Origin of the sequence: Roseobacter sp. N2S (genome assembly GCF_031454055.1) — a bacterium.
GTDB lineage: Bacteria > Pseudomonadota > Alphaproteobacteria > Rhodobacterales > Rhodobacteraceae > Amylibacter.
This window is the reverse complement of the sequence record NZ_JAVDQB010000001.1, coordinates 878911-898321: the sequence shown is the minus strand read 5'-3', so window position 1 is coordinate 898321 and position 19411 is coordinate 878911. Positions and strand designations below refer to the sequence as shown.

General features: G+C 55.5%; 21 protein-coding genes. 11 read left to right on the top strand and 10 right to left on the bottom strand.

What is annotated here, in order from left to right:
• Window positions 1-64 precede the first annotated feature (64 nt).
• Together GGE09_RS04395 and phaZ are read right to left on the bottom strand one after the other, a co-directional pair.
• On the bottom strand, window positions 65-1138 hold the full coding sequence (locus tag GGE09_RS04395; RefSeq protein ID WP_309744233.1) for a DUF2855 family protein: 1074 nt from the start codon (window positions 1136-1138) through the stop codon (window positions 65-67).
• A gap of 51 nt (window positions 1139-1189) precedes the next feature.
• Window positions 1190-2506 carry a polyhydroxyalkanoate depolymerase gene (gene phaZ / locus GGE09_RS04390; protein WP_309744833.1) on the bottom strand — a complete coding sequence of 439 codons (1317 nt, stop codon included), beginning with the start codon at window positions 2504-2506 and terminating at the stop codon, window positions 1190-1192.
• Between the two features lie 104 nt (window positions 2507-2610).
• On the opposite strand from phaZ, the gene GGE09_RS04385 reads away from it, so the two are divergent.
• The 5 genes from GGE09_RS04385 (at window position 2611) to dtd (ending at window position 6515) form a co-directional block, all read left to right on the top strand.
• A complete protein-coding gene (locus GGE09_RS04385) occupies window positions 2611-4389 on the top strand; it encodes a class I poly(R)-hydroxyalkanoic acid synthase (protein ID WP_309744231.1) in 1779 nt (592 codons plus the stop codon).
• A gap of 35 nt (window positions 4390-4424) precedes the next feature.
• Window positions 4425-4931, top strand: a complete 507-nt coding sequence (locus tag GGE09_RS04380) for a phasin, PhaP (RefSeq protein WP_309744229.1) — start codon at window positions 4425-4427, stop codon at window positions 4929-4931.
• Window positions 4932-5077: 146 nt separating this feature from the next.
• On the top strand, window positions 5078-5614 hold the full coding sequence (gene phaR, locus GGE09_RS04375) for a polyhydroxyalkanoate synthesis repressor PhaR (RefSeq protein ID WP_309744227.1): 537 nt from the start codon (window positions 5078-5080) through the stop codon (window positions 5612-5614).
• A gap of 9 nt (window positions 5615-5623) precedes the next feature.
• Complete coding sequence (locus tag GGE09_RS04370) at window positions 5624-6076, top strand: YtoQ family protein (RefSeq protein ID WP_309744225.1); 453 nt, start codon at window positions 5624-5626, stop codon at window positions 6074-6076.
• 1 nt (window position 6077) lies between these two features.
• The gene (gene dtd / locus GGE09_RS04365) at window positions 6078-6515 is read left to right on the top strand and encodes a D-aminoacyl-tRNA deacylase (protein WP_309744224.1); all 438 of its coding nucleotides are present in this window, start codon (window positions 6078-6080) and stop codon (window positions 6513-6515) included.
• On the opposite strand, the gene GGE09_RS04360 is transcribed toward dtd, so the two are convergent.
• The 7 genes from GGE09_RS04360 to GGE09_RS04330 form a co-directional block, all read right to left on the bottom strand.
• Window positions 6516-7445 (bottom strand): GTP-binding protein, encoded by a 930-nt coding sequence (locus GGE09_RS04360; RefSeq protein ID WP_309744222.1) that lies wholly within the window; start codon window positions 7443-7445, stop codon window positions 6516-6518. It abuts the gene before it with no gap.
• Window positions 7442-9085 (bottom strand): amidohydrolase, encoded by a 1644-nt coding sequence (locus tag GGE09_RS04355; protein WP_309744220.1) that lies wholly within the window; start codon window positions 9083-9085, stop codon window positions 7442-7444. Before GGE09_RS04355 ends, GGE09_RS04360 begins: the two co-directional genes overlap by 4 nt.
• A gap of 172 nt (window positions 9086-9257) precedes the next feature.
• On the bottom strand, window positions 9258-10091 hold the full coding sequence (locus GGE09_RS04350) for an SMP-30/gluconolactonase/LRE family protein (RefSeq protein WP_309744218.1): 834 nt from the start codon (window positions 10089-10091) through the stop codon (window positions 9258-9260).
• Window positions 10088-10699 carry a 2-dehydro-3-deoxy-6-phosphogalactonate aldolase gene (locus GGE09_RS04345; protein ID WP_309744216.1) on the bottom strand — a complete coding sequence of 204 codons (612 nt, stop codon included), beginning with the start codon at window positions 10697-10699 and terminating at the stop codon, window positions 10088-10090. Before GGE09_RS04345 ends, GGE09_RS04350 begins: the two co-directional genes overlap by 4 nt.
• Window positions 10696-11610 (bottom strand): 2-dehydro-3-deoxygalactonokinase, encoded by a 915-nt coding sequence (locus tag GGE09_RS04340; protein ID WP_309744214.1) that lies wholly within the window; start codon window positions 11608-11610, stop codon window positions 10696-10698. Before GGE09_RS04340 ends, GGE09_RS04345 begins: the two co-directional genes overlap by 4 nt.
• 5 nt (window positions 11611-11615) lie before the next feature.
• Complete coding sequence (locus tag GGE09_RS04335; protein WP_309744212.1) at window positions 11616-12386, bottom strand: SDR family oxidoreductase; 771 nt, start codon at window positions 12384-12386, stop codon at window positions 11616-11618.
• Window positions 12387-12419: 33 nt separating this feature from the next.
• Window positions 12420-13337 (bottom strand): LysR family transcriptional regulator, encoded by a 918-nt coding sequence (locus GGE09_RS04330; RefSeq protein ID WP_309744210.1) that lies wholly within the window; start codon window positions 13335-13337, stop codon window positions 12420-12422.
• A gap of 84 nt (window positions 13338-13421) precedes the next feature.
• Here GGE09_RS04330 and GGE09_RS04325 point away from each other — a divergent pair, with 84 nt between their 5' ends.
• Complete coding sequence (locus GGE09_RS04325) at window positions 13422-14219, top strand: phytanoyl-CoA dioxygenase family protein (protein ID WP_309744208.1); 798 nt, start codon at window positions 13422-13424, stop codon at window positions 14217-14219.
• A 7-nt stretch (window positions 14220-14226) separates the two neighbouring features.
• Here GGE09_RS04325 and GGE09_RS04320 read toward each other — a convergent pair whose 3' ends face one another.
• Window positions 14227-15180, bottom strand: coding sequence for an L-threonylcarbamoyladenylate synthase (locus tag GGE09_RS04320; protein ID WP_309744206.1), 954 nt, complete (start codon window positions 15178-15180; stop codon window positions 14227-14229).
• A gap of 125 nt (window positions 15181-15305) precedes the next feature.
• Here GGE09_RS04320 and GGE09_RS04315 point away from each other — a divergent pair, with 125 nt between their 5' ends.
• The 5 genes from GGE09_RS04315 to GGE09_RS04295 all read left to right on the top strand — a co-directional run bounded on the left by GGE09_RS04315 (window position 15306) and on the right by GGE09_RS04295 (window position 19347).
• On the top strand, window positions 15306-16985 hold the full coding sequence (locus GGE09_RS04315) for an acyl-CoA dehydrogenase (RefSeq protein WP_309744204.1): 1680 nt from the start codon (window positions 15306-15308) through the stop codon (window positions 16983-16985).
• 13 nt (window positions 16986-16998) lie between these two features.
• Complete coding sequence (locus GGE09_RS04310; protein WP_405048533.1) at window positions 16999-18018, top strand: MBL fold metallo-hydrolase; 1020 nt, start codon at window positions 16999-17001, stop codon at window positions 18016-18018.
• Between the two features lie 7 nt (window positions 18019-18025).
• Entirely contained in the window at window positions 18026-18505 is a 480-nt protein-coding gene (locus GGE09_RS04305; RefSeq protein ID WP_309744200.1) for a DUF6173 family protein, read from the top strand.
• Window positions 18506-18590: 85 nt separating this feature from the next.
• Window positions 18591-18725 carry an aa3-type cytochrome c oxidase subunit IV gene (locus tag GGE09_RS04300; RefSeq protein WP_309744198.1) on the top strand — a complete coding sequence of 45 codons (135 nt, stop codon included), beginning with the start codon at window positions 18591-18593 and terminating at the stop codon, window positions 18723-18725.
• A gap of 46 nt (window positions 18726-18771) precedes the next feature.
• The gene (locus GGE09_RS04295; RefSeq protein ID WP_309744197.1) at window positions 18772-19347 is read left to right on the top strand and encodes a hypothetical protein; all 576 of its coding nucleotides are present in this window, start codon (window positions 18772-18774) and stop codon (window positions 19345-19347) included.
• Window positions 19348-19411 lie beyond the last annotated feature (64 nt).

Below are 19411 nucleotides of genomic sequence, written 5' to 3'. Positions count from 1 at the left end.
CATATCCATTTTCTAAAAATATCCGCGCCGCAGGCATCCCCCACAAAATTGTGGGGGACTCCCTCTAGTCAACCACAACCACATGCCCGACTTTGGGATCGGCACGCCCCTCTGCCAGATCGGAATAAGGCTGCCTCATAGCTGCCAAGCCTTTGTGGGTTTCCAACGTCAGCCACCGCGCTGAATCCGCTACGATCTGGGCCGTGGCCTCGGTGATTTTCCCCTCAATCACGCCTTTGCCCCAATCCTGCTTGCGCTTGGCAATCTGGGCTGGCGCAAAGAAGAACTGCGGTTTTGGCCCTGCCAGACCGTCCGGTTTTGCAAATTGATCCCAATGGCTGAGCCCCACCGCGCTGGAGTGGTTCAAAAATCCGTCCAAACGGGCATGAAGCGCCTGTTTCACTGCCGTATTTCCAGCCATATCCACATAAACCGAGTCGATTTGATCCAAATTTCCCACCTGATCATAGGTTAAGACCGAATCACAAAACTCCAGATCCGTCACAAATTCCGCATTCTTCGCGCCGGTTAACCCGACCACTTTATAGGGTCGATTCGCCTGCTTGAACAAAAATGCGCACAAGCCAAGTCCGGTCTTGGAGGAAGCCGATCCAACGATGATTTGCTTCGCGTTGAACCAATTGTTATCCATCAACCAATCGTACAAAAGATAAGATGTGGCGATCAACGGTTGCATCAAGGCAAGATAGGGCTCGGCTGCATCTGGTAGGCCAACGCGGCTGTAAATGTTGTAAACTTCCGGCAATTCCAAGCGGTGCTCTGCCCCATCCCGTATAGCGCGGCTGCCATGTGGGACCGGTGTAATAACCAGTTCAGATGCCATCGGATAAAAGCCGTAAAACCTGTCACCCACGGCCACCAGCTTTGATGTCGTTTCAACCACACGGGCAAATCCCCAGACAGGAACCAGCCCTTTTCCCGCTTCTGCAACGGGAAAGAATTTCCAATATCCGATGTCAAATCCTGTGGCCGCATAGGTCACATTATTGGCGGTCAGCGCAAAGCTTTCGATCGCAAGCCGCGCCTGTCCATCAGCCAAAGGCATGGCGTCGCAATCGCTTGCGGTTTGGAGGGTGATGTTCTTCTGATCTGTCAGAATCCGGATCACGGCAGGCATGGGTAAGGCTCCTTTTCAGTTACCTTACCCTGCACTGTGAACCGAGGGCTGTTAAGCCTTCTTCGTGGTTTTCGCAGCGTCAGCTTTAGAAGCCGGCGCAGCAATTTTTGCTTTAGGTTTTTCTGCCGAATTGGCCGCTGCTTTCGCTTTAACCTCTGCGGGGGTGTCGTTGTGTTTGTCGATAAAGTTCAACACAGCGGGACGGATATCATTGCGCCAAGCGCTGCCACTAAAGATACCGTAGTGACCCGCATTCGGGGCCAGGTAGGATTCTTTCATGTCATCGGTCAGATCAGGCATCAAGTCCAACGCAGCAAGACACTGGCCGGGGGCTGAAATATCATCCCGTCCACCTTCGACGATTTTCACTGCCGTTTTGGTTATCTTACTGATATCAACCAGCTTTCCGTCTACTTTAAACACATTCCGAGCGACTTCGCGTTGTTTGAAAACACGGTCCACTGTGGACAGGTAGAACTCTGCTGGCATATCCATGACGGCCAAATATTCGTCGTAGAATTTGTTGTGTTTATCCAGATCCGACGCCTCGCCGCGGGCCACTGCACTGATCTGATCAGAGAAGGCTTTGGCGTGGGTTTCAGGGTTCATCGCAATGAAAGACGACAGTTGCACTGCGCCAGGATAGACCTTGCGGCCCACACCTGCGAAGGCAAAACCAACAGAGGTGATCACACTGCGTTCCAACTGCCCCATGGTGACACGATTACCGAAATCCGTCACTTCTGTCGGGTTGGCATCCGGATCAACCGGCCCGCCAATCAGCGTCAGGGTACGGGGCTGCGCCGCTTCTTTGTCTTCGGCCATCATCGCAGTCGCCACAAGGGTCAACGGCACGGGCTGGCACACAGCGATCACATGGATGTTTTCGCCCAGATGCTTCAGCATCTTCACCACGTATTTGGTGTAGTCTTCGACATCGAACTTACCCGCGGACATCGGCACTTCACGTGCGTTCTTCCATTCGGTCACGTAGACGTCGCAGTTTGGCAGCAAGCTGGCCACGGTTTTGCGACACAGGGTTGCGTAATGGCCGGACATAGGTGCCACCAGCAAAACGCGGCGTTTTACCGGGCGGTCTCGTTCGGCTGTAAAATGGATAAGATTACAGAACGGCAGTTCAAGTTCGATTTTCTTGGACACCGGATAATCTGAATCGTTGGACACGACACTGTCGATGCCCCAGGATGGTTTTGTTGCAACTTTCTCAAACGTTCGTTCAGTCACTTCCCCCCAAGCTGCGAACAGCGATGGGAGGGGACTCATCGTTACGGAAAAGGCGGGATTTTGCCAGAAAGCCTTGGTTGTTGCGCCGACCCAAGCACTGCTTTGGCGCATACTTTCGCTCATGTCATATATGGTCACAGTCTGAACCTTTTGTTGTCTCTGCCCTAGTATGTTGCGTAAAGTGATAGGTGAATACCAGCGCAATCCTCATTAATGGAGGTTTTTATATGATTGACCCTACGTCACCTGATGCCGAGATTTTGGAAGAAAATCTGTCTAAAATCAATGCATTAACACAAAGAATGATGGCGGCGCTTGCGGATCGGAAAAGCCACAGTGCCAGTTTGGAAAGCCCAGACCACCAGTTTTACGCCAAAGCCGCCGCCGCCTATTTCGCCGAAATGATGAGCGATCCAAGCCGCATTATCGAGGCTCAGGTCGGATATTGGACCCAAAGTCTTAAGAATTGGTCAGAGATACAGCAACAAATTGCCGCTGGTGCGCCGCCATCCCCATCCGAGCCTTCAACCGACAAGCGGTTCAAGAATAAAAGCTGGGATGAAAACCCCTATTTCAAGATGATCAAGCAACAATATCTGCTGTCATCCCAAACCATTGAAACCATCACCAAGGACATGACCCACCTGCCCCACCCCGAGCGGGAGAAGGTCAGTTTTTTCGCCAAACAAGTGGTGGATATGTTCGCGCCGACCAACTTTCTGGCCTCTAACCCTGATGCTTTGGACCGCGCAATTGAAACCAATGGTCAGTCGCTGGTGGACGGGCTGGAAAACTTTGTCGCCGATCTGGAAAGCAATCAACAAGGGATCGCAGTGACTTTGGCGGACCCCAATGCTTTTGCCGTGGGCAAAGACATCGCCACCTCGCCGGGGTCAGTGGTGTTTCAGAACCGCATGTTCCAACTGATCCAATATTCCCCGAGCACACCAAAGGTCTATAAAAAGCCGCTTCTCATTACGCCGCCTTGGATCAACAAATTCTATATCCTTGATCTGCGGCCCGAAAACAGCCTGATCAAATATGCAGTTGATCAGGGGCATACGGTTTTTGTGGTGTCTTGGGTCAATCCCGATGCCAGTTACGCGGATTGCGGGTTTGACACCTATCTAGAAGAAGGCCTGCTGGTCGCGCTGGATAAAGTTTTGGAAATCACCAAACAGAAATCGGCAAATGTGGTGGGCTACTGCATTGGCGGCACGCTTCTGGCCTGTACCGCCGCCTATCTTACCGCCATTGGCGAAGAGCAGAAAATCAACAAGGCGACCTTCTTTACCACCATGACCGATTTTGAAAGTCCGGGGGAGTTGGGCAATTTCCTTGAACCGGGCTTTTTGAAAGGCATCGTTGAACAGGTGAAGGACGCGGGCTATCTGGAAAGTTATTTCATGTCGCGCACCTTTAGTTATCTGCGCGCGCGTGATCTGGTCTACGCCCCTGCCGTGCGATCTTATATGATGGGCGAGGCCCCGCCCGCCTTTGATCTGTTGCAATGGAATGCCGACAGCACCAACCTGCCCGGACGGATGGCTGTGGAATACCTGCAAAAACTGTATGTGGATAATGAACTGGCCAAAGGCGAGTTTGAATTACTGGGGCAGAAAATCCGTCTGGCCCAGATAAACCGGCCAATTTACGTGGTCTCGACCATTCAGGATCACATCGCCCCATGGGCCAGCACCTTTCGCGGATTGGCAAAAACACGGGGCGAGCGGACGTTTATTCTGTCGGAAAGCGGGCACATTGCGGGGATCGTCAATCCGGCCTCGCGGGACAAATACGGCCATTGGCACAATAGCGAACCACCCCGCGACCCAGAGTTCTGGTTGGAAAATGCCACCTTCGTAAAGGAATCATGGTGGCATCGTTGGGCCAAATGGTTGGCCACAGATGAAGAAAAAACCACTCCAGCACGCAAGTTGGGTAATAAGGCCAATCCTGAAATCGAACCTGCCCCCGGAAGTTATGTCTTAAAACCAGGGATTTAGAAGATTTATGCCGCATTGCAGCATTTTTCCTTGAAATGCCGCAACGCAGCATCTATATGTTTGTCACAGGCAGCGATACTGCTGCTCCCGTAATTTTCGATCAAAGGATCAACCCGATGGCAAACCAAGACTTCGATTTCGCAAAAGCAACTGAAGAATTCTTCGCTGCTTTCAAAATGGACACAAAAATGTTCGACGATGCTTCCAAGAATGTTGCAGAGTTCAACGTAAAACTGGGCAAAATTGCTGTAGCCGCTGCGAAGAAAAACGCAGAGCTGACAAACGCTTGGACCGCTGAAACACTGAAAACAGTAGAAGCTGCGAACAAAGTTCAAAAAGATCCGTCCGCTTATTCTACAGTTGCTTCTGAATTTGCATCTGCTCAAGCGCAATCCCTGCCAGAAAAACTGGCCGCTTACGCCGAAGTTGCAAAAGCTGCCCAACTGGAAGCTGTTGAACTGTTTGTTGCCGCTGGCAAAGACATTCAAGCCGAAGTTGCTGCTGCAACCAAAGACGTCGCTGCAAAAACAAAAGCTGCCTAAGCTTTATTCGCAGGTTCCGCCCTCCCACGGAATTTGCCATACAGGGGTGCCGCATGTCGGCGCCCCTGATTGCATTTGGGTTTCCCTCTTTGAATACGGGATAAACTGCGCTACGGTGCAGCATTATCGCACATTTCGGGGATCCCATGACGAATACAATCCTGATCAATCGATACGCCAGCCGCAGGCTGTACAACACGCAAACCAGTGAATATGTCACGCTTGAAGAAATTTCCGAGCTGATCAAACTGGGCAATGACGTAGAGATCAGGGACCGAAAAACCGGCGAAGATTTAACACGCCAGTTCTTGCTGCAAATCATCACCGAGCAGGAAAGTAAGGGCGAAAATGTGTTGCCCGTCAATGTGTTGACAGGTTTGGTGCGGTCCTACAGCACCGCTGCCCAAGGTGTGTTGCCTGACTTTCTGTCGAAATCTTATGAAATGTTCAGCGAGCAGCAAACCGCTATGATGGACCGGATTCCGGGAATTGGCGCGCCGAACAACTGGCAAAAACAACAGGCGGATTTGATGAAATCCATGATGGCTGCCTGGATGCCGCAGATGCAAAAAAAGCCCGCTGCATCGCAACAAGGTTCAGCCGCAGAAACTGAGTCGGCAGAAGAATTGGCCGCTGTAAAACAGCAATTGGCCGAGCTGATGAAGAAAGTTGACGGGCTTTAAGGAAAACTTATGAAATTGAATGTATATCTCGCCGGTGAAATCCACACCTCTTGGCGCGAAGAAATCATTGCGGAATGTCAGTCGCAGAAACTCGATATCAGCTTTACCGCCCCCGTGACGGACCACGGCGCATCAGATGATTGCGGCGTGACCATTCTGGGCGCGGAACCTGACAAGTTCTGGCATGATAGCAAGGGCGCCAACCTGAATTCCATCCGCACACGCAAGGCGATCAAGGATGCGGATGTGGTTGTTGTGCGGTTTGGCGAAAAATACCGCCAGTGGAACGCGGCCTTTGATGCGGGCTTTGCCCATGCACTCGGGAAATCCCTGATTGTGCTGCAAATGGACGAACACCAGCACGCCTTGAAAGAGGTGGATGCCGCCGCCCAAGCTGTCTGCACCACCCCTTCACAGGTGGCCAAATGCCTGTCCTACGTTCTAAGCGGCAAGCTGTCCTAATATGCGGTGTCTGTTGCAACGGGTCAGCAGTGGCTCGGTTACTGTGGACGGGGCGATTATCGGAGAAATAGGCCCCGGTCTGGTGGTTCTGGCCTGTGCCATGCTGGGGGACACGCCTGAAAATGTGGCGGCTATGGCCAAAAAGCTGACTAATCTGCGGATTTTCAAAGATGACGAGGGACGGATGAACCGATCCTTGCTGGATACAGGGGGCAGTGTTCTGGTGATCAGCCAGTTCACCCTTGCCGCAGACACCACACGGGGCAATCGCCCCGGATTTTCTGCTGCCGCCCCACCGGAAGAGGGCGAAAAACTCTATGATCTGTTGTGTACCACCCTCGCCCAGATGGGGATCACCGTGGGCAAAGGGAAATTCGGCGCTGACATGAAAGTCGCCTTGGTGAATGACGGCCCCGTCACGATCATGCTGGAAAAATAACTAGCCCCGCTGCGTGGCAACTTCGTGTGCTGGTGCCAAAGCCGACACCGCGTTTCGCACCGCCGCAGCGTCAAAAGACGGCTTCAACCCGATGCAGACCAGCCCCAAAGGAGAGTCCGCAGCGGCGGCTTCTACGCTCCAGCGACGGGACACCGATTGCACGGCAAAAACCCCGCCCGCATCGTCACACACAAAGCCCTTGGCCCGCACCAAATCCAATTGATCCGAGGCTAAAAGCTGCGCCAGTGCCGTTGGGTCACACGGCATTTCAAACGGCAAACTCACAGAGCCGAAACCGCTGGTGTCATGGCGCAAAGCCCCATCGCGGGACCGCCCGACAAAGGTTTGCAACAGGATTTCAGGCGGTAAAGCCCCATGCTCTGCCTGAATAATCTGTGCCCCGATGGCATGGTTTTGCGCAAAGGCGCGGCTGGATGCCAGCGTCGATGCATCCACCAGATCCGCCTTGTTCAACACCACAATATCCGCATCCGCCAACTGCCGCGTCACCGTATCACCCATGTATTTGTGATCCGCATTGGCGCGCAGGGTTTCGGCATCGGCCAGAATGACCACGCCATCCATGGAAAACCCCTGCATCAATCCGATGGACCCGGCAATTGCCCCCGGCAAGGCCACGCCAGAGGCCTCTAGCACCACATGATCAGGGCTAGGATCCAACTTGCGCAGATCAGCCAAAGCCGCCGCCATATCCGAACCGTAAGAGCAGCATACGCAGCCCCCTGCAATCGAAATGACATCGCCTTCCTGCGCAAGGATCAGATCCTCATCTATAGGTAATGCGCCGAATTCGTTGACTAAAACAGCCAGCCGCACCCCATTGGCATTGCGCAATAGATGATTGACAAGCGAGGTTTTCCCCGCCCCTAAATACCCGCCAACCACCGTAACAGGAAGCGGCGGGCTCACAGATCAGCCGCCGCGAACACACGCCCGCCCTGCACGGTGCCCCAGACGGTGACGTCTTTCAAGGCCGCAGGATCAACCGCAGTTGGATCGTCCTCCAGCACGGCAAAATCGGCTTTCTTGCCAACCTCGATCGACCCGACCTCACCGTCCAGTTTCAACGTATAGGCCGCGCCCAAAGTAATGGCATAAAGCGCATCTGCTACGGAAATCTTCTCGCCTTCGCCCTGCACACGGCCTGATGCGGTGATCCGATTCACTGCGCACCACGCAGTAAACAGCGGGCCCAGCGGGGTGACAGGCGCATCCGAATGGATCGCCATAGGCACGCCTGTATCCAGCGCAGTGCGGCACGCATTCATCCGCAACGCCCGTTCCGGCCCGACAGTCAGATTGTAATGCTCATCCCCCCAATAGAAATGGTGGTTGGCAAACAGATTCACACACATCCCCAGCTTTTTCATCCGACGAAACTGCGCCGCATCCGCCAGTTGGCAGTGCTGCAACGTGTATCTGTGATCCGCTGAAGGGTGGGCGCGCAGGGCCTCTTCCATTATGTCCAGAACCAGTTCTGTAGCCTGATCCCCGTTGGTATGAGTGTGGATATGCAGGTCGTTTTCCAGTGCCAGATTAAGGATTTCAGACAGGTGATCCGGCGTGATATACCACAGGCCGTTTTGCGCCCCGTTATGATAACCAGGCCAGCGCAGACGGGCTGAAAACCCTTGGATTGACCCGTCAGCTACCACTTTGATCATCCCCAACCGCAAACGTTCAGTGGATTTCCCCCGCAATTCTTTGGCATGGGCAATCAGGTCTTGCGGGGTCGATCCCATAAAATGGCGCAACGGCACGATGCGGCTGGGATAATCCGCCTCGCCAGTGACGTTTAGCATCATTTCTACCGCTTCATCGTTTAAACGGGCGGCCAGATCAGTGATGGTTGTCGTGCCAGTGCGCACACACAACTTGCCAAAATCGCGCAACCCGTCGGCGTCACAGCCCAGAACATCCCGATCAAACCCTACATATTCACCCACAGGCATATAAGCATCCGGTCCGCGCAATTCCCCTGTGGGATAGCCATCGGCCCCCAAGGGAATACCCGGATGGTTAATGCCGGTCTTGTACAAGCCCGCCAGTTCCAGCCCTTTGGTGTTCACATTCATAATATGACCCGAGGCATGCAACACCCCAATCGGTCGTGTCGCCGAGACACTGTCCAGATCAGCGCGGCTGACCAAAACATTATCCATATAGATCGGATCAAGCTGCCAGCCCGGCAAAGCAGCATCGGGATCAGTCAATTTAGCCTCTGCCTCTTTCAGGCGATCCAACATATCAGATATGGTTTTCACCCCGTCCCAAACCTTGCCGTTCGGGTCCATCCGGTCAAAGAACCCGCAATAGACATTACGCCACATGGTGCCTTCCATTGTGTGCGCGTGGCCTTCCACAAAACCGGGCATCAGCACTTTATCGGCAAAGCGGTCATCCAGTACATAGTCGCCCCAAACCGCCAATTCTTCCAGGCTGCCTGCCCCCAAAACCTTGCCTTCACGCACAGCCACATGGCTGACGCTGGGCTGGTTGGGGTTCATCGTGATGATATTACGGGCAGAATAGATGGTTGTTTGTGACATGATACCGATCCCAAGAGTGTTTTTCCTGATCAGACTACGGCGACGAAACCCATTGGGAAAATAGTTTTAAACGGCCAATACCCTCAATAATAACGAGCAGAGGAAATGCAACCGCTTACAAGCTCTTTTTGGTTAAAATATCCAAATCCCGACGCCCCCCCAATAGGCCCGCTTACAGTAGAACCCGATGCTCAGGCTGCCCGGCCACGTCCAGCGTCAGGGCGAAAGTCTGCCCTTCGATTACCCCATCCAGCCCGTCTGCCGCCGAGGTCGCAAACAGGGTTTTCAGGTCAGCGCCGCCAAAAGCCGGACAAGATATTTGTTCTGCGGGAAATGAAATTGCCTGTAAAAACTGCCCTCTGGTATCATATCGCGCCACGCGGTGCGCCCCCCATTGCGCGTTCCACAAACACCCCTGTGCATCCACAACAGACCCGTCGGGGTTCACCCCTTCTGCCTGCAAATCCACAAAAACCGATGGGTCGCCAACAGGCCAACCATCCCTGTCTAATGCGACCTGCGTGATTTGCCGCCGCCGCGTATCAGCGAAATAGGCGCAGGTCCCATCCGGCGCAAAACAGATGGAATTGGTGATGCTGATCTTGTCAAAAAGCTGCCGCAACGCGCCGCGGTAATAGCGATAAATCGCCCCCGCTTCTGGTTCGGCCTGTTTGCCCATAGTTCCAATCCAGAACCCGCCTTGCGGATCGGCCCGCCCGTCATTGGACCGCGTCAGCGGGTTATCCGCCTCAAGCGGAACAACCGGCTGGCGCGCGCCGCTTGTCAAATCAAAGCGGAACAATTCGCTTTCGCTGGCGATCAAAAGAACCGTATCGCTGACCCAGCCCGCAGCGGAAACATGTTCGTCAAACGCCCATTCCTGCCCGTTTTCAGACAGCAGTTTTTTGCCCAGAATATCAAACCAGAACAACTGATTACGCGTGGGATGCCACAGCGGGCCTTCGCCCAGAATACAGGGACGTGGATCAAATACCGCTACAGTCATTTCAAAATACCCCGATCATAGGCCGCCACAATGTCCGCTGCCCGTTTAGCCACATCAGCCGTGCCAAACCCCGGTTTGAACAGGCCGGTTCCAATGCCAAATCCGGTCACGCCAACTCCGATCCACGGCGCGAAGCTATCTGGCCCGACGCCCCCCACCGCATAGCTGCGCATGCCTGTGGGCAAAACGGCCAACATCGCGGCCAGCCCTGCAGGGCCAATGCCTGAAGCAGGAAACAGTTTGATCCCATCCGCACCAGAACGCAGGGCGGTAAAAGCCTCGGTCGGGGTAAAAACACCGGGGTAAGACAACATGCCCAGCGCCTTGGTCGCCTTGATCACATCCGGATTGCAATCAGGTGATACCACCATCGCGCCGCCCTGTTGATGCACCTTCACCACGTCTTGTGGCGTCAGAACGGTGCCAGCACCAATCACCGCACTATCGTGAAACGCATCCGCCAAAAGCGCAATGCTTTCAAAGGCTTCGGGGGAATTCAGCGGAACTTCGATCTTGTCGATACCTACATCCAGCAGAACCTGCCCAATGGCCACCACCTCATTCGGGCGCACGCCCCGCAGGATCGCAATGATCTCTCGCCCGCTCATTCCCCCGCACCCAAAAGCGAGTCGTAGGCCGCGATTAAGCCAGAGCGGGTCATCGGTTGCGCGTCATAGACCTTGGCCTGCAACCCTTGCAACGCCAATGCTTTGGCATAGACCGCACCAATTTCAGGCGTGGCGATAATCGCAAGGTTCTGGCCCAGCCAATAGGGCCGCGTGGCCGCCAGCTCTAGCCCGATCAACAGGCCAGACAGTTGCGCACGGGCAGATTCAGAGGAGGCTTCGGACAACAGCGAAGCCGCGCGCAGGCCGAACAACTTTGCCGCCACAGATTCAGGTCTGGAAATGGCCGCGCTGAGCCCGTCTTCAAAGGCAGCATCATCCCAGCCAGTGACTGCAACCGAATGGCGCAATACCGATTGGCGGGCCAGCAGCGCATAGATTTCACCCGTCATAAAGGTCTGGAAAGACACGACTTCTTCGGCGCTGATATGAACCCATTTAGTATGGGTGCCGGGCATGACCAGCACGCCATCAAACTTTGGCTGATCACGCAAAAATCCCGCAATCTGGGTTTCTTCGCCGCGCATCACATCAGGTGGAGAGAGCTGCTTCACCCCCGGCAGGATCATCACGTCAATCCGCGGGTCTTGGGCGGTAACGCGGGTCGCCCCTGCGCCGTTTGGCGGTGTGCAGGGGGTCGCCAGATAGTCGGCCTCTACCCAACCCTGCCGCGCGCCGACCATGCCGCAGCAGATCACGGGGGTGACGCGGGAATCAGCCAGAAATTCGTCGATTATCGCCAGTAAAACTGGCTCAAACCCCGATGGGTCCAAACCGCCCATACCCTGATCCGAAGACCGTTCCGCAAGCAGGGTATTATCGGCCCCCATCGCCCAAATCCGCAGGTTGCTGGTGCCCCAATCCACCGCAATCCAAGCGGTTTTATCGCGCACGCCCATCAGCCTGTCACCACCACGCCGCCGTCCACCACCAGCGCCTGTCCGGTCATCATCCGGCTGGCGTTAGAGGCTAAAAACAACGTGGCATCCACAATATCGTCGGCGACCAGATGTTCCTTGATACATTGTCTTTCCAGATGGGCAGCCAGACCCTCGGGGGTGGCCCACAGGTCCAATTGGCGTTCGGTTAAAACCCAGCCCGGCATCAGCGCATTGACGCGGATTTTATCTGCCCCCAATTCCCGCGCCAAACCACGGGTCAGGCCGGTGATGCCCGCTTTGGCCGCAACATAGCCGTGATAATCCCCGCCCCCCATCATGTAAGAAATTGACGAGAAGTTGATGATCGCACCGCCCCCCGCCGCCTTCATCCCCGCCGCCGCCGCTTGGGCGGTAAACACATGGGGGCGCAGATTTACCGCTTGTCCCTGATCCCAACTGTCCACGGTGACCTCGGCCAGTTGCTGGCGGGAATCATTGGCGGCGTTATTTACCACAACCGTGATCGCACCATGTGCAGCGGCAGCCTGCGCCATCGCAGCTTGCAGAGCCGCAATATCGGTGATGTCACATTGGATAAACAACGGCGTATTGTCGTATTTCGCGCCCATTCCTGCGGCAAATTCACTGGCGTCAGAGCGTTGGACAAAGGCCACTTTTGCCCCCTGCTGCAAGAAACCTTCGGTCAGGCTGGCGCCAATTCCCGCGCCACCGCCCGTGATGAACACGCTTTTGTCTTTCAGATCGTGGAAGGTAACAACGTCGCTCATGGGGTTCTCCTTTGGGTGTCAGACACTCTTTTATCATTGTGGGGGTGTATCGCAACGCTTGCTGGCATCTGGGTGCAGCGCTGCAATAATTTGCGGCAAAGGCAGGACCTCTGCCATGTCGGCGCGGTAGACTGCAACGATATTTTCTCGGGCGGCAGGATCAGAAACCGCGATCCGTTTCAATGGCTTACCGTCATAGCTGCGATCCGACAAAGGTGCGGAATAGCTGATCCCGACGCCTTCGCCGTGGGCTGCGAAGGACCGCATGACCTCTAATGAGGCAACGCGGTGCGTCACGGCAGGGCGCAGGCCTTGCTGGGCAAACAGGCCAAACATATGACGCATGGATAGCCCCTCTTCGAACAGGATCAACTCTCGGGCGGCCAATTCTTTCAACGTAACCTGCGACTTTTGCGCCAGTGGATCATCAGCAGCGACAAAGGCGCTGGGGGCGACGCTGGCCAGAGTGTGACGGGTGAATTGCGCGTCCAACCCCAGATCATATGTAATCGCCAGATCCAGCGCGCCCTCTGCCAATTGCGCAGCCAATGTTTCAAAATCAGCCACCAAAGGCACAAGATCCATCGCCACAAACGCCCCCCGCAACTTTTTGAGTGATGGGGCCAACCAGAGCGGGGCCAGATCGGAAAAACATCCTAATCGCAACCGTTGCGGGGCGGTCTTAAATTCCGAAGTCGGGTTTTCCAGTTGGGCCGCATGGGCCAGCAGGGTTTCCGCCTCGGCCAGAAAACCGAATGCGAATCCCGTGGGGCGGATCGGCGCGCCTTTGCGACGGATGAACAACGCTTTGCCCAGACGGGTTTCAACCGCAGCCACAGCGACGGACAAGGCGGGTTGTGAAATGTTCAGGATATCGGCAGCCGCACTCATGCTGCCGGCTTTGGCGACGGCGACGACATATTCGTATTGGCGCAGGGTAAGATATAACATCAGACTATGTATAAATTAGTTAATTATGATTTGAAACTATCCATTCCCCAACGCATGGTTTTCCAAAGCAAACGGAGACCGCAAATGCCCCACCCCCTGATTACCCAAACCCACATCGACACCTACCAGCGCGACGGCGTAGTGCTGATCAAAGGTCTGTTTGCAGATCACGTAGACACTCTGCGCAAAGGGGTTGAAGTGAACATGACAGAGCCCGGCCCCTATGCGGCCGAAAACCTGAAAGCAGGCGACACAGGGCGGTTTTTTGACGATTATTGCAACTGGACCCGCATCGCTGAATTCGAAGATGTGATCCGTACATCGCCCGCCGCTGCGGTGGCCGCCGATTTGATGCAATCCAATACCGTACAGATGTTCCACGATCATGTTTTGGTCAAGGAACCGGGCACATCCAAACCCACCCCTTGGCATCAGGACGCGCCTTATTATTTTGTCGAAGGCCAGCAAACCATTAGCTTTTGGTCGCCGCTTGATACCGTCACCGATGCATCGCTGCGCTGTGTAGCGGGCAGTCACAAATGGGAAAAACAGGTCTTGCCGACCAAATGGCTAAACGAGGATAATTTCTATCCTGATACGGAAAACTACATGCCCGTTCCCGACCCCGATGCCGAAGCTATGTCGATCACCGAATGGGCGATGGAACCGGGCGACGCGGTGGCCTTTAATTATGGTATCCTGCACGGCGCGCGCGCCAATGTATCAGACCGCCGCCGCCGCGCGTTTTCCCTGCGACTGGTTGGCGATGACGCACGCTATGTAGAACGCCCCGGCCCGACATCGCCGCCATTTCCGGGCCATAACATGACCCAAGGGCAAAAACTGCGCGAGGATTGGTTTCCGGTGATCTACCAGCGATAAGAGCGGCTTAGCCGCGATCCGCAGCGGCGCGGGACAGGCGGTCATTGATCGCCAGTCCCAAGCCCTGCAAAGGTACAGGGGCAACGGCGATGGTCTTGCCCGCAGCGCCTGCGATTTCATCGGCGCGGCGCAGCATGTGGAATAAATTGGCTGCTGCTTCATTCGCATCACCCGTTGGTGACAAGTTCAATTCAGCGCCTTTTGTGGGACCAAAGCCGATCAAAACCTCGCCTGCCCCGATCCCTGTGGCATTCATCCGCAACGCCGCGTTCGGCGCATAGTGGGACGCCAGTTGACCCGGTGATTTCGGGGTCGAAGGATCCTCGGGGCGGGCCAGTGTTGTGCCCAGAACCGTTTCAATATTTTCGACAGATACACCGCCTGCCCGCAGTAGAGATACGTGGCCTTCCACCAGCAGGATGGTTGATTCCACGCCAACGCCGCAAGCCCCGCCAGACAAAATCCCGTCTATCCGCCCGTCCAGCCCCGCCAACACATGATCCACTTGTGTCGGGCTAATTCCCCCCGATGGATTGGCCGACGGGGCCGCAACCGGCCCGTCAAATTCCGCCAGTAATCCCCGCGCACCTGCATGGGCTGGCACACGAAGCGCGACTGTTTCGAGCCCTGCGGTCACCAAAGAGGACAGTCCCGCATCCCGACGCACAGGCAAAACCATGCTTAACGGACCGGGCCAGAACGCCGCCGCCAGCTTGCGAGCAAGGGGTGAAAACACTGCATAGCGCTCTGCCGTGGCCAGATCGGCCAGATGCACAATCAACGGATTGAACGCAGGCCGCCCTTTGGCCGCATAAACCGCCGCAACCGCCGTGCCATCTCGGGCATCGGCCCCCAACCCGTAAACCGTTTCCGTCGCAAAGGCCAACAGCCCGCCAGAACGCAGCACCTCTGCGGCCTGACCGACCTGATCCGCTGTGAAAACCTGTGTTCGCTTGCCCATTTTGACGCTGTGTCCCAGTTGTGGTGACGGGGGGGGCAGTCTAGATTGCCCCAAACCACTCTCTCACGGCTCGTTTACCCAAACGACCTTGAAATGCAAGCCTGCGCCGCAAAGGACAAGATCAGATGCCTTATACCGCCCCCACCGACGAACACCTTCACCTGCTACGCTCTGTGCTGGATTTCGACCGCGTCAGCAGCACAGAAAAATTTGCCGATGCGGGCGATGATATGGTCGCCGCCATCCTGTCCGAGGCCGCAAAACTGGCCCAAGACGTTCTGGCCCCGCTACAACGCCCCGGTGATCTTGAACCGGCCCACCTTGAAAACGGCGTTGTGCGCACGGCCCCCGGATATGCAGCGGGCTATAAAGCCATCGCCGAAGGCGGATGGGTCGGTGCTGCGGCAGGCCCTGAACATGGCGGCATGGGTTTGCCGTTAACCATTACAACGCTGGTCGGGGAAATGATGTCCTCTGCCTGTTTGTCGCTGTCACTGAACCCGCTGATGACCCAAGGCCAGATCGAGGCGATCGAAGCTCACGGATCAGACGACATCAAAGCGCTGTACCTGCCTAAACTGATTTCAGGTGAATGGTCCGGCACCATGAATCTGACCGAACCACAGGCGGGTTCGGACGTGGGCGCGTTGCGGTCCAAAGCGGTAGACAACGGCGATGGCACCTATGCAATCAGCGGGCAAAAGATTTTCATCAGCTGGGGCGATCATGATTTTGGCGGCAATGTATGCCACCTTGTTCTGGCGCGCCTGCCTGACGGGGTGCCGGGTACCAAAGGTATTTCCCTGTTTATCGTGCCAAAATTCATCCCCGATGCCGAGGGTAACTTGGGCGATCCAAATTCCCTGCGTGTGGTTTCGCTGGAACATAAACTGGGGCTGCACGGCTCTCCCACCGCGATTATGGAATTTGACGGCGCGACGGGCTGGATGGTTGGCCCGCCCAACGGCGGCATGGCGGCAATGTTCACCATGATGAACAACGCTCGTCTGGGTGTGGGCACGCAGGGTTTGGGCGTGGCCGAAGCGGCCTACCAAAAAGCACTGGAATTCGCACTGGACCGTAAACAGGGTAAAACACCTGTGGATGGCGGCACAGGCACAATCGCCGATCACGCCGATGTACGCCGCATGTTGTTAACCATGAAAGCACAAGTGGCCGTGGCCCGCGCGATCATCATGGACACGGCCATCAGCACCGATCTGGCCAATGCCACAGGGGACGCCAGCTTCAAAACCCGCGCGGCCCTGTTGACCCCCATCGCCAAAGCCTTTGGCACCGACACCGGATCAGATGTTGCCGACCTTGGCATTCAGGTCCACGGCGGCATGGGATTTATCGAGGAAACAGGCGCCACCCAATACGCCCGTGATGTACGCGTCACACGGATTTATGAAGGCACCAACGGCATTCAAGCCATGGACCTTGTGGGGCGCAAACTGATGGACGGCGGCGCGGCGGCCTTTGCCTTGATCGACGAAATCGACGCCACAGCAAAAAATGCGCCTGCCTTGAAAGCCGCCGCAGACACCCTGCGCGAGACCACAACTACCTTGCTTGCCGCTGACATGAATGCACGTTTTGCAGGGGCCACAAACTATCTACGCGCCTTTGCGATCACCCTTGGCGGGCATTACCTGACCCGCGGCGCCACAGACGCGAACCGCATTGCGTTGAACGCGTTTTACACCGCGCATTTCCTGCCACAGGTGGCTGCGCTTTGCGTTTCTGCTACGGCCGGGGATGCACTTCTCTACGCTCTCGATACAGACGCATTGGCTGGATAATCCATTGAAAAATATTAGTTTCCCCTTCGACACCCCGCCCGCAGAAGCGGAGTCTATCGAAGTCGCCCCCGGTATTCACTGGCTGCGTATGCCGCTGCCGATGAAGCTGGATCACGTCAACGTCTACGCCCTAGAGGACGGCGACGGCTGGTGCATTATCGACACGGGGTTTTATTCCAAACGGTCGCAAGCGATCTGGGAAAAAATCGTAGAAACGGTGCTGGGCAACAAGCCGATCACCAAAGTGGTGATCACCCATCACCACGGCGACCACGTGGGAATGGCGGGTTGGCTGCAAAGCGAACACGGGGCTGAACTGATCGCCACACGCACCAGTTGGTTGTTCGCGCGGATGCTGACGCTGGACGACCAGCAGACGCCGCCACCCGAAACCATCGCCTTTTATCAAAGTGCCGATATGGATCCCCAGATGATCGAACAACGGCGCAACGAGAAACCGTTTAACTATGCGGATATCGTCTATCCCATGCCGCTGGGGTTTCGCCGCATTCAAGAGGGCGACAGCCTAACCATTGGCACGCGTACTTTCGATGTGCGCATCGGCAACGGCCACGCCCCCGAACATGCAACGCTGTGGTCCCGTGACGATAATATCGTAATCGCGGGGGATCAGATCCTGCCGGGGATTTCCCCCAACCTAGGGGTTTACGCCACAGAACCGGATGCAGATCCGGTATCAGGCTGGCTGGAAGCCTGTGAAACCTTTGCTGATATCGCGACCGAGGATCATTTTGTTCTGCCCGGCCACAAATTGCCCTTCACCGGCCTGCCCGCCCGCATGCGCCAGTTGATTGACAACCACCACCACGCGCTGGATCGCCTTTTGACCCATCTGGAAACCCCCGCGACCGCGTCCCAATGTTTCCTGCCGCTGTTCAAACGTAAAATCGGCGATGGGGAATACGGTCTGGCACTGGTTGAATCTATCGCACATTTGAACCATCTTCATCAGCAAGGCAAAATCACCCGCACCCGCAATGACGCGGGCGCATGGGTCTATCAGGCCGCCTGAGGGAACTATGGATAACAAGATAAAAACCACCGCGGAAGCGCTCGAAGGGGCGGCTTTGGCTGAATTCTACTCGGCACATGTGGACCCGGACGGACAAACCAAAACCGAGAATCAAGTGGTTCCCGCGACTGCAAACGGCCGCCAGATGGCCCAAAAATCCGAGGCCGAATGGGCCTATGAGCGGATCGTCATGTATATCCAGAAATTCGAAGAAACGCTGGATTCCGATGAAGAAGTGGGCATGGGCTTTGCTGGCGGCGACGTTGGCACCCTGCGCATTCACGGCATGGGCTTTTTCGCCCCTGATATCATCACCTTTTACGGGGTCGATCCATCGGGCGCAAAAACCCAGCTTGTTCAGCATGTTAACCAGTTGAACGTGATGCTGGTAGCCGCCGCCAAAGACGAAAAAGCGACCGCACCCCAACGGATCGGCTTTAGACTGGCCGCTAAACTGACTGAAAAATGGGACGAACCGATACTTTGATCAGAGCGCGGCAAACTGACAATTGCATTGTGCTGCAATTTGGGTCAAAACCTCTGCCAACTACGGGACAAGAAAGGGCACTAAAATGGCCGAATACGAACATGGTAAAATGAACGTCACTTCACAAGAAGAAACCTTTGACGGTTTCATCCGGTGGTCAATCCGCATCTCGGTGTTCTCGATTGGCGTGTTGATTTTCCTCGCCCTTTTCAATTCTTAATACAATTTAAAGCGCCGATTCTTTTAACAGCGCGTCCGGTGATTTTATGACATTTTTACGCGTTGTTTTCCTTGTTATCGTTGCTGCAACTCTGTCCGCCTGTGGCGGAAAATCAGTTTGGGCCCCGGATGCCGAGGTGGAACAACGCCGATATGTCAGCGCGGATAAACCCTACCTTGAACTGAAAACCATGATCAACAACCGCACTGGTTCGGGGGGTCATGCAGCACTGGTGATCAATGCCAGCGAGGTGGTTATGTACGACCCCGCAGGCCGCTGGTCGCACCCTTTAGGGCCAGAGCGCAACGACGTCGTCTTCGGGATGTTCCCAGAACTTGAAGACAATTACGACAATTGGCACGCCCGCGTGACCCATCATGTGGTGAACCAGAAAATCTATGTCAGCCGCGCCGTGGCCGACAAGGCCTTTGCCTTGGCAAAATCCGCAGGCCCCTCCCTTGATGCGCAATGCACACTGAATATTTCGGGGCTTTTGATGCAGTTGGAAGGCTTCCAAGCCATCCAGCGCACCTACTTCCCGGCCAAACTGATGCGCAACTTCGCGGAACTTCCCGGTGTTACAACCACCAAAGTTTACGAAGACGACGAAGGCAGAAGCTAAAGCCAACAGCTAAAACGCGGCTCCCCCACGGATCAAAGACACGTTGCAACACGGGCGCTTCGCC

Excerpts from the sequence above, each read along its gene's own strand:
- GGE09_RS04395 (WP_309744233.1), bottom strand. The coding sequence starts at position 1,138 with ATGCCTGCCGTGATCCGGATTCTGACAGATCAGAAGAACATCACCCTC.
- phaZ (WP_309744833.1), bottom strand. The coding sequence starts at position 2,506 with ATGAGCGAAAGTATGCGCCAAAGCAGTGCTTGGGTCGGCGCAACAACC.
- GGE09_RS04385 (WP_309744231.1), top strand. The coding sequence starts at position 2,611 with ATGATTGACCCTACGTCACCTGATGCCGAGATTTTGGAAGAAAATCTG.
- GGE09_RS04380 (WP_309744229.1), top strand. The coding sequence starts at position 4,425 with ATGCCGCAACGCAGCATCTATATGTTTGTCACAGGCAGCGATACTGCT.
- phaR (WP_309744227.1), top strand. The coding sequence starts at position 5,078 with ATGACGAATACAATCCTGATCAATCGATACGCCAGCCGCAGGCTGTAC.
- GGE09_RS04370 (WP_309744225.1), top strand. The coding sequence starts at position 5,624 with ATGAAATTGAATGTATATCTCGCCGGTGAAATCCACACCTCTTGGCGC.
- dtd (WP_309744224.1), top strand. The coding sequence starts at position 6,078 with ATGCGGTGTCTGTTGCAACGGGTCAGCAGTGGCTCGGTTACTGTGGAC.
- GGE09_RS04355 (WP_309744220.1), bottom strand. The coding sequence starts at position 9,085 with ATGTCACAAACAACCATCTATTCTGCCCGTAATATCATCACGATGAAC.
- GGE09_RS04350 (WP_309744218.1), bottom strand. The coding sequence starts at position 10,091 with ATGACTGTAGCGGTATTTGATCCACGTCCCTGTATTCTGGGCGAAGGC.
- GGE09_RS04345 (WP_309744216.1), bottom strand. The coding sequence starts at position 10,699 with ATGAGCGGGCGAGAGATCATTGCGATCCTGCGGGGCGTGCGCCCGAAT.
- GGE09_RS04335 (WP_309744212.1), bottom strand. The coding sequence starts at position 12,386 with ATGAGCGACGTTGTTACCTTCCACGATCTGAAAGACAAAAGCGTGTTC.
- GGE09_RS04330 (WP_309744210.1), bottom strand. The coding sequence starts at position 13,337 with ATGTTATATCTTACCCTGCGCCAATACGAATATGTCGTCGCCGTCGCC.
- GGE09_RS04325 (WP_309744208.1), top strand. The coding sequence starts at position 13,422 with ATGCCCCACCCCCTGATTACCCAAACCCACATCGACACCTACCAGCGC.
- GGE09_RS04320 (WP_309744206.1), bottom strand. The coding sequence starts at position 15,180 with ATGGGCAAGCGAACACAGGTTTTCACAGCGGATCAGGTCGGTCAGGCC.
- GGE09_RS04315 (WP_309744204.1), top strand. The coding sequence starts at position 15,306 with ATGCCTTATACCGCCCCCACCGACGAACACCTTCACCTGCTACGCTCT.
- GGE09_RS04305 (WP_309744200.1), top strand. The coding sequence starts at position 18,026 with ATGGATAACAAGATAAAAACCACCGCGGAAGCGCTCGAAGGGGCGGCT.
- GGE09_RS04300 (WP_309744198.1), top strand. The coding sequence starts at position 18,591 with ATGGCCGAATACGAACATGGTAAAATGAACGTCACTTCACAAGAAGAA.
- GGE09_RS04295 (WP_309744197.1), top strand. The coding sequence starts at position 18,772 with ATGACATTTTTACGCGTTGTTTTCCTTGTTATCGTTGCTGCAACTCTG.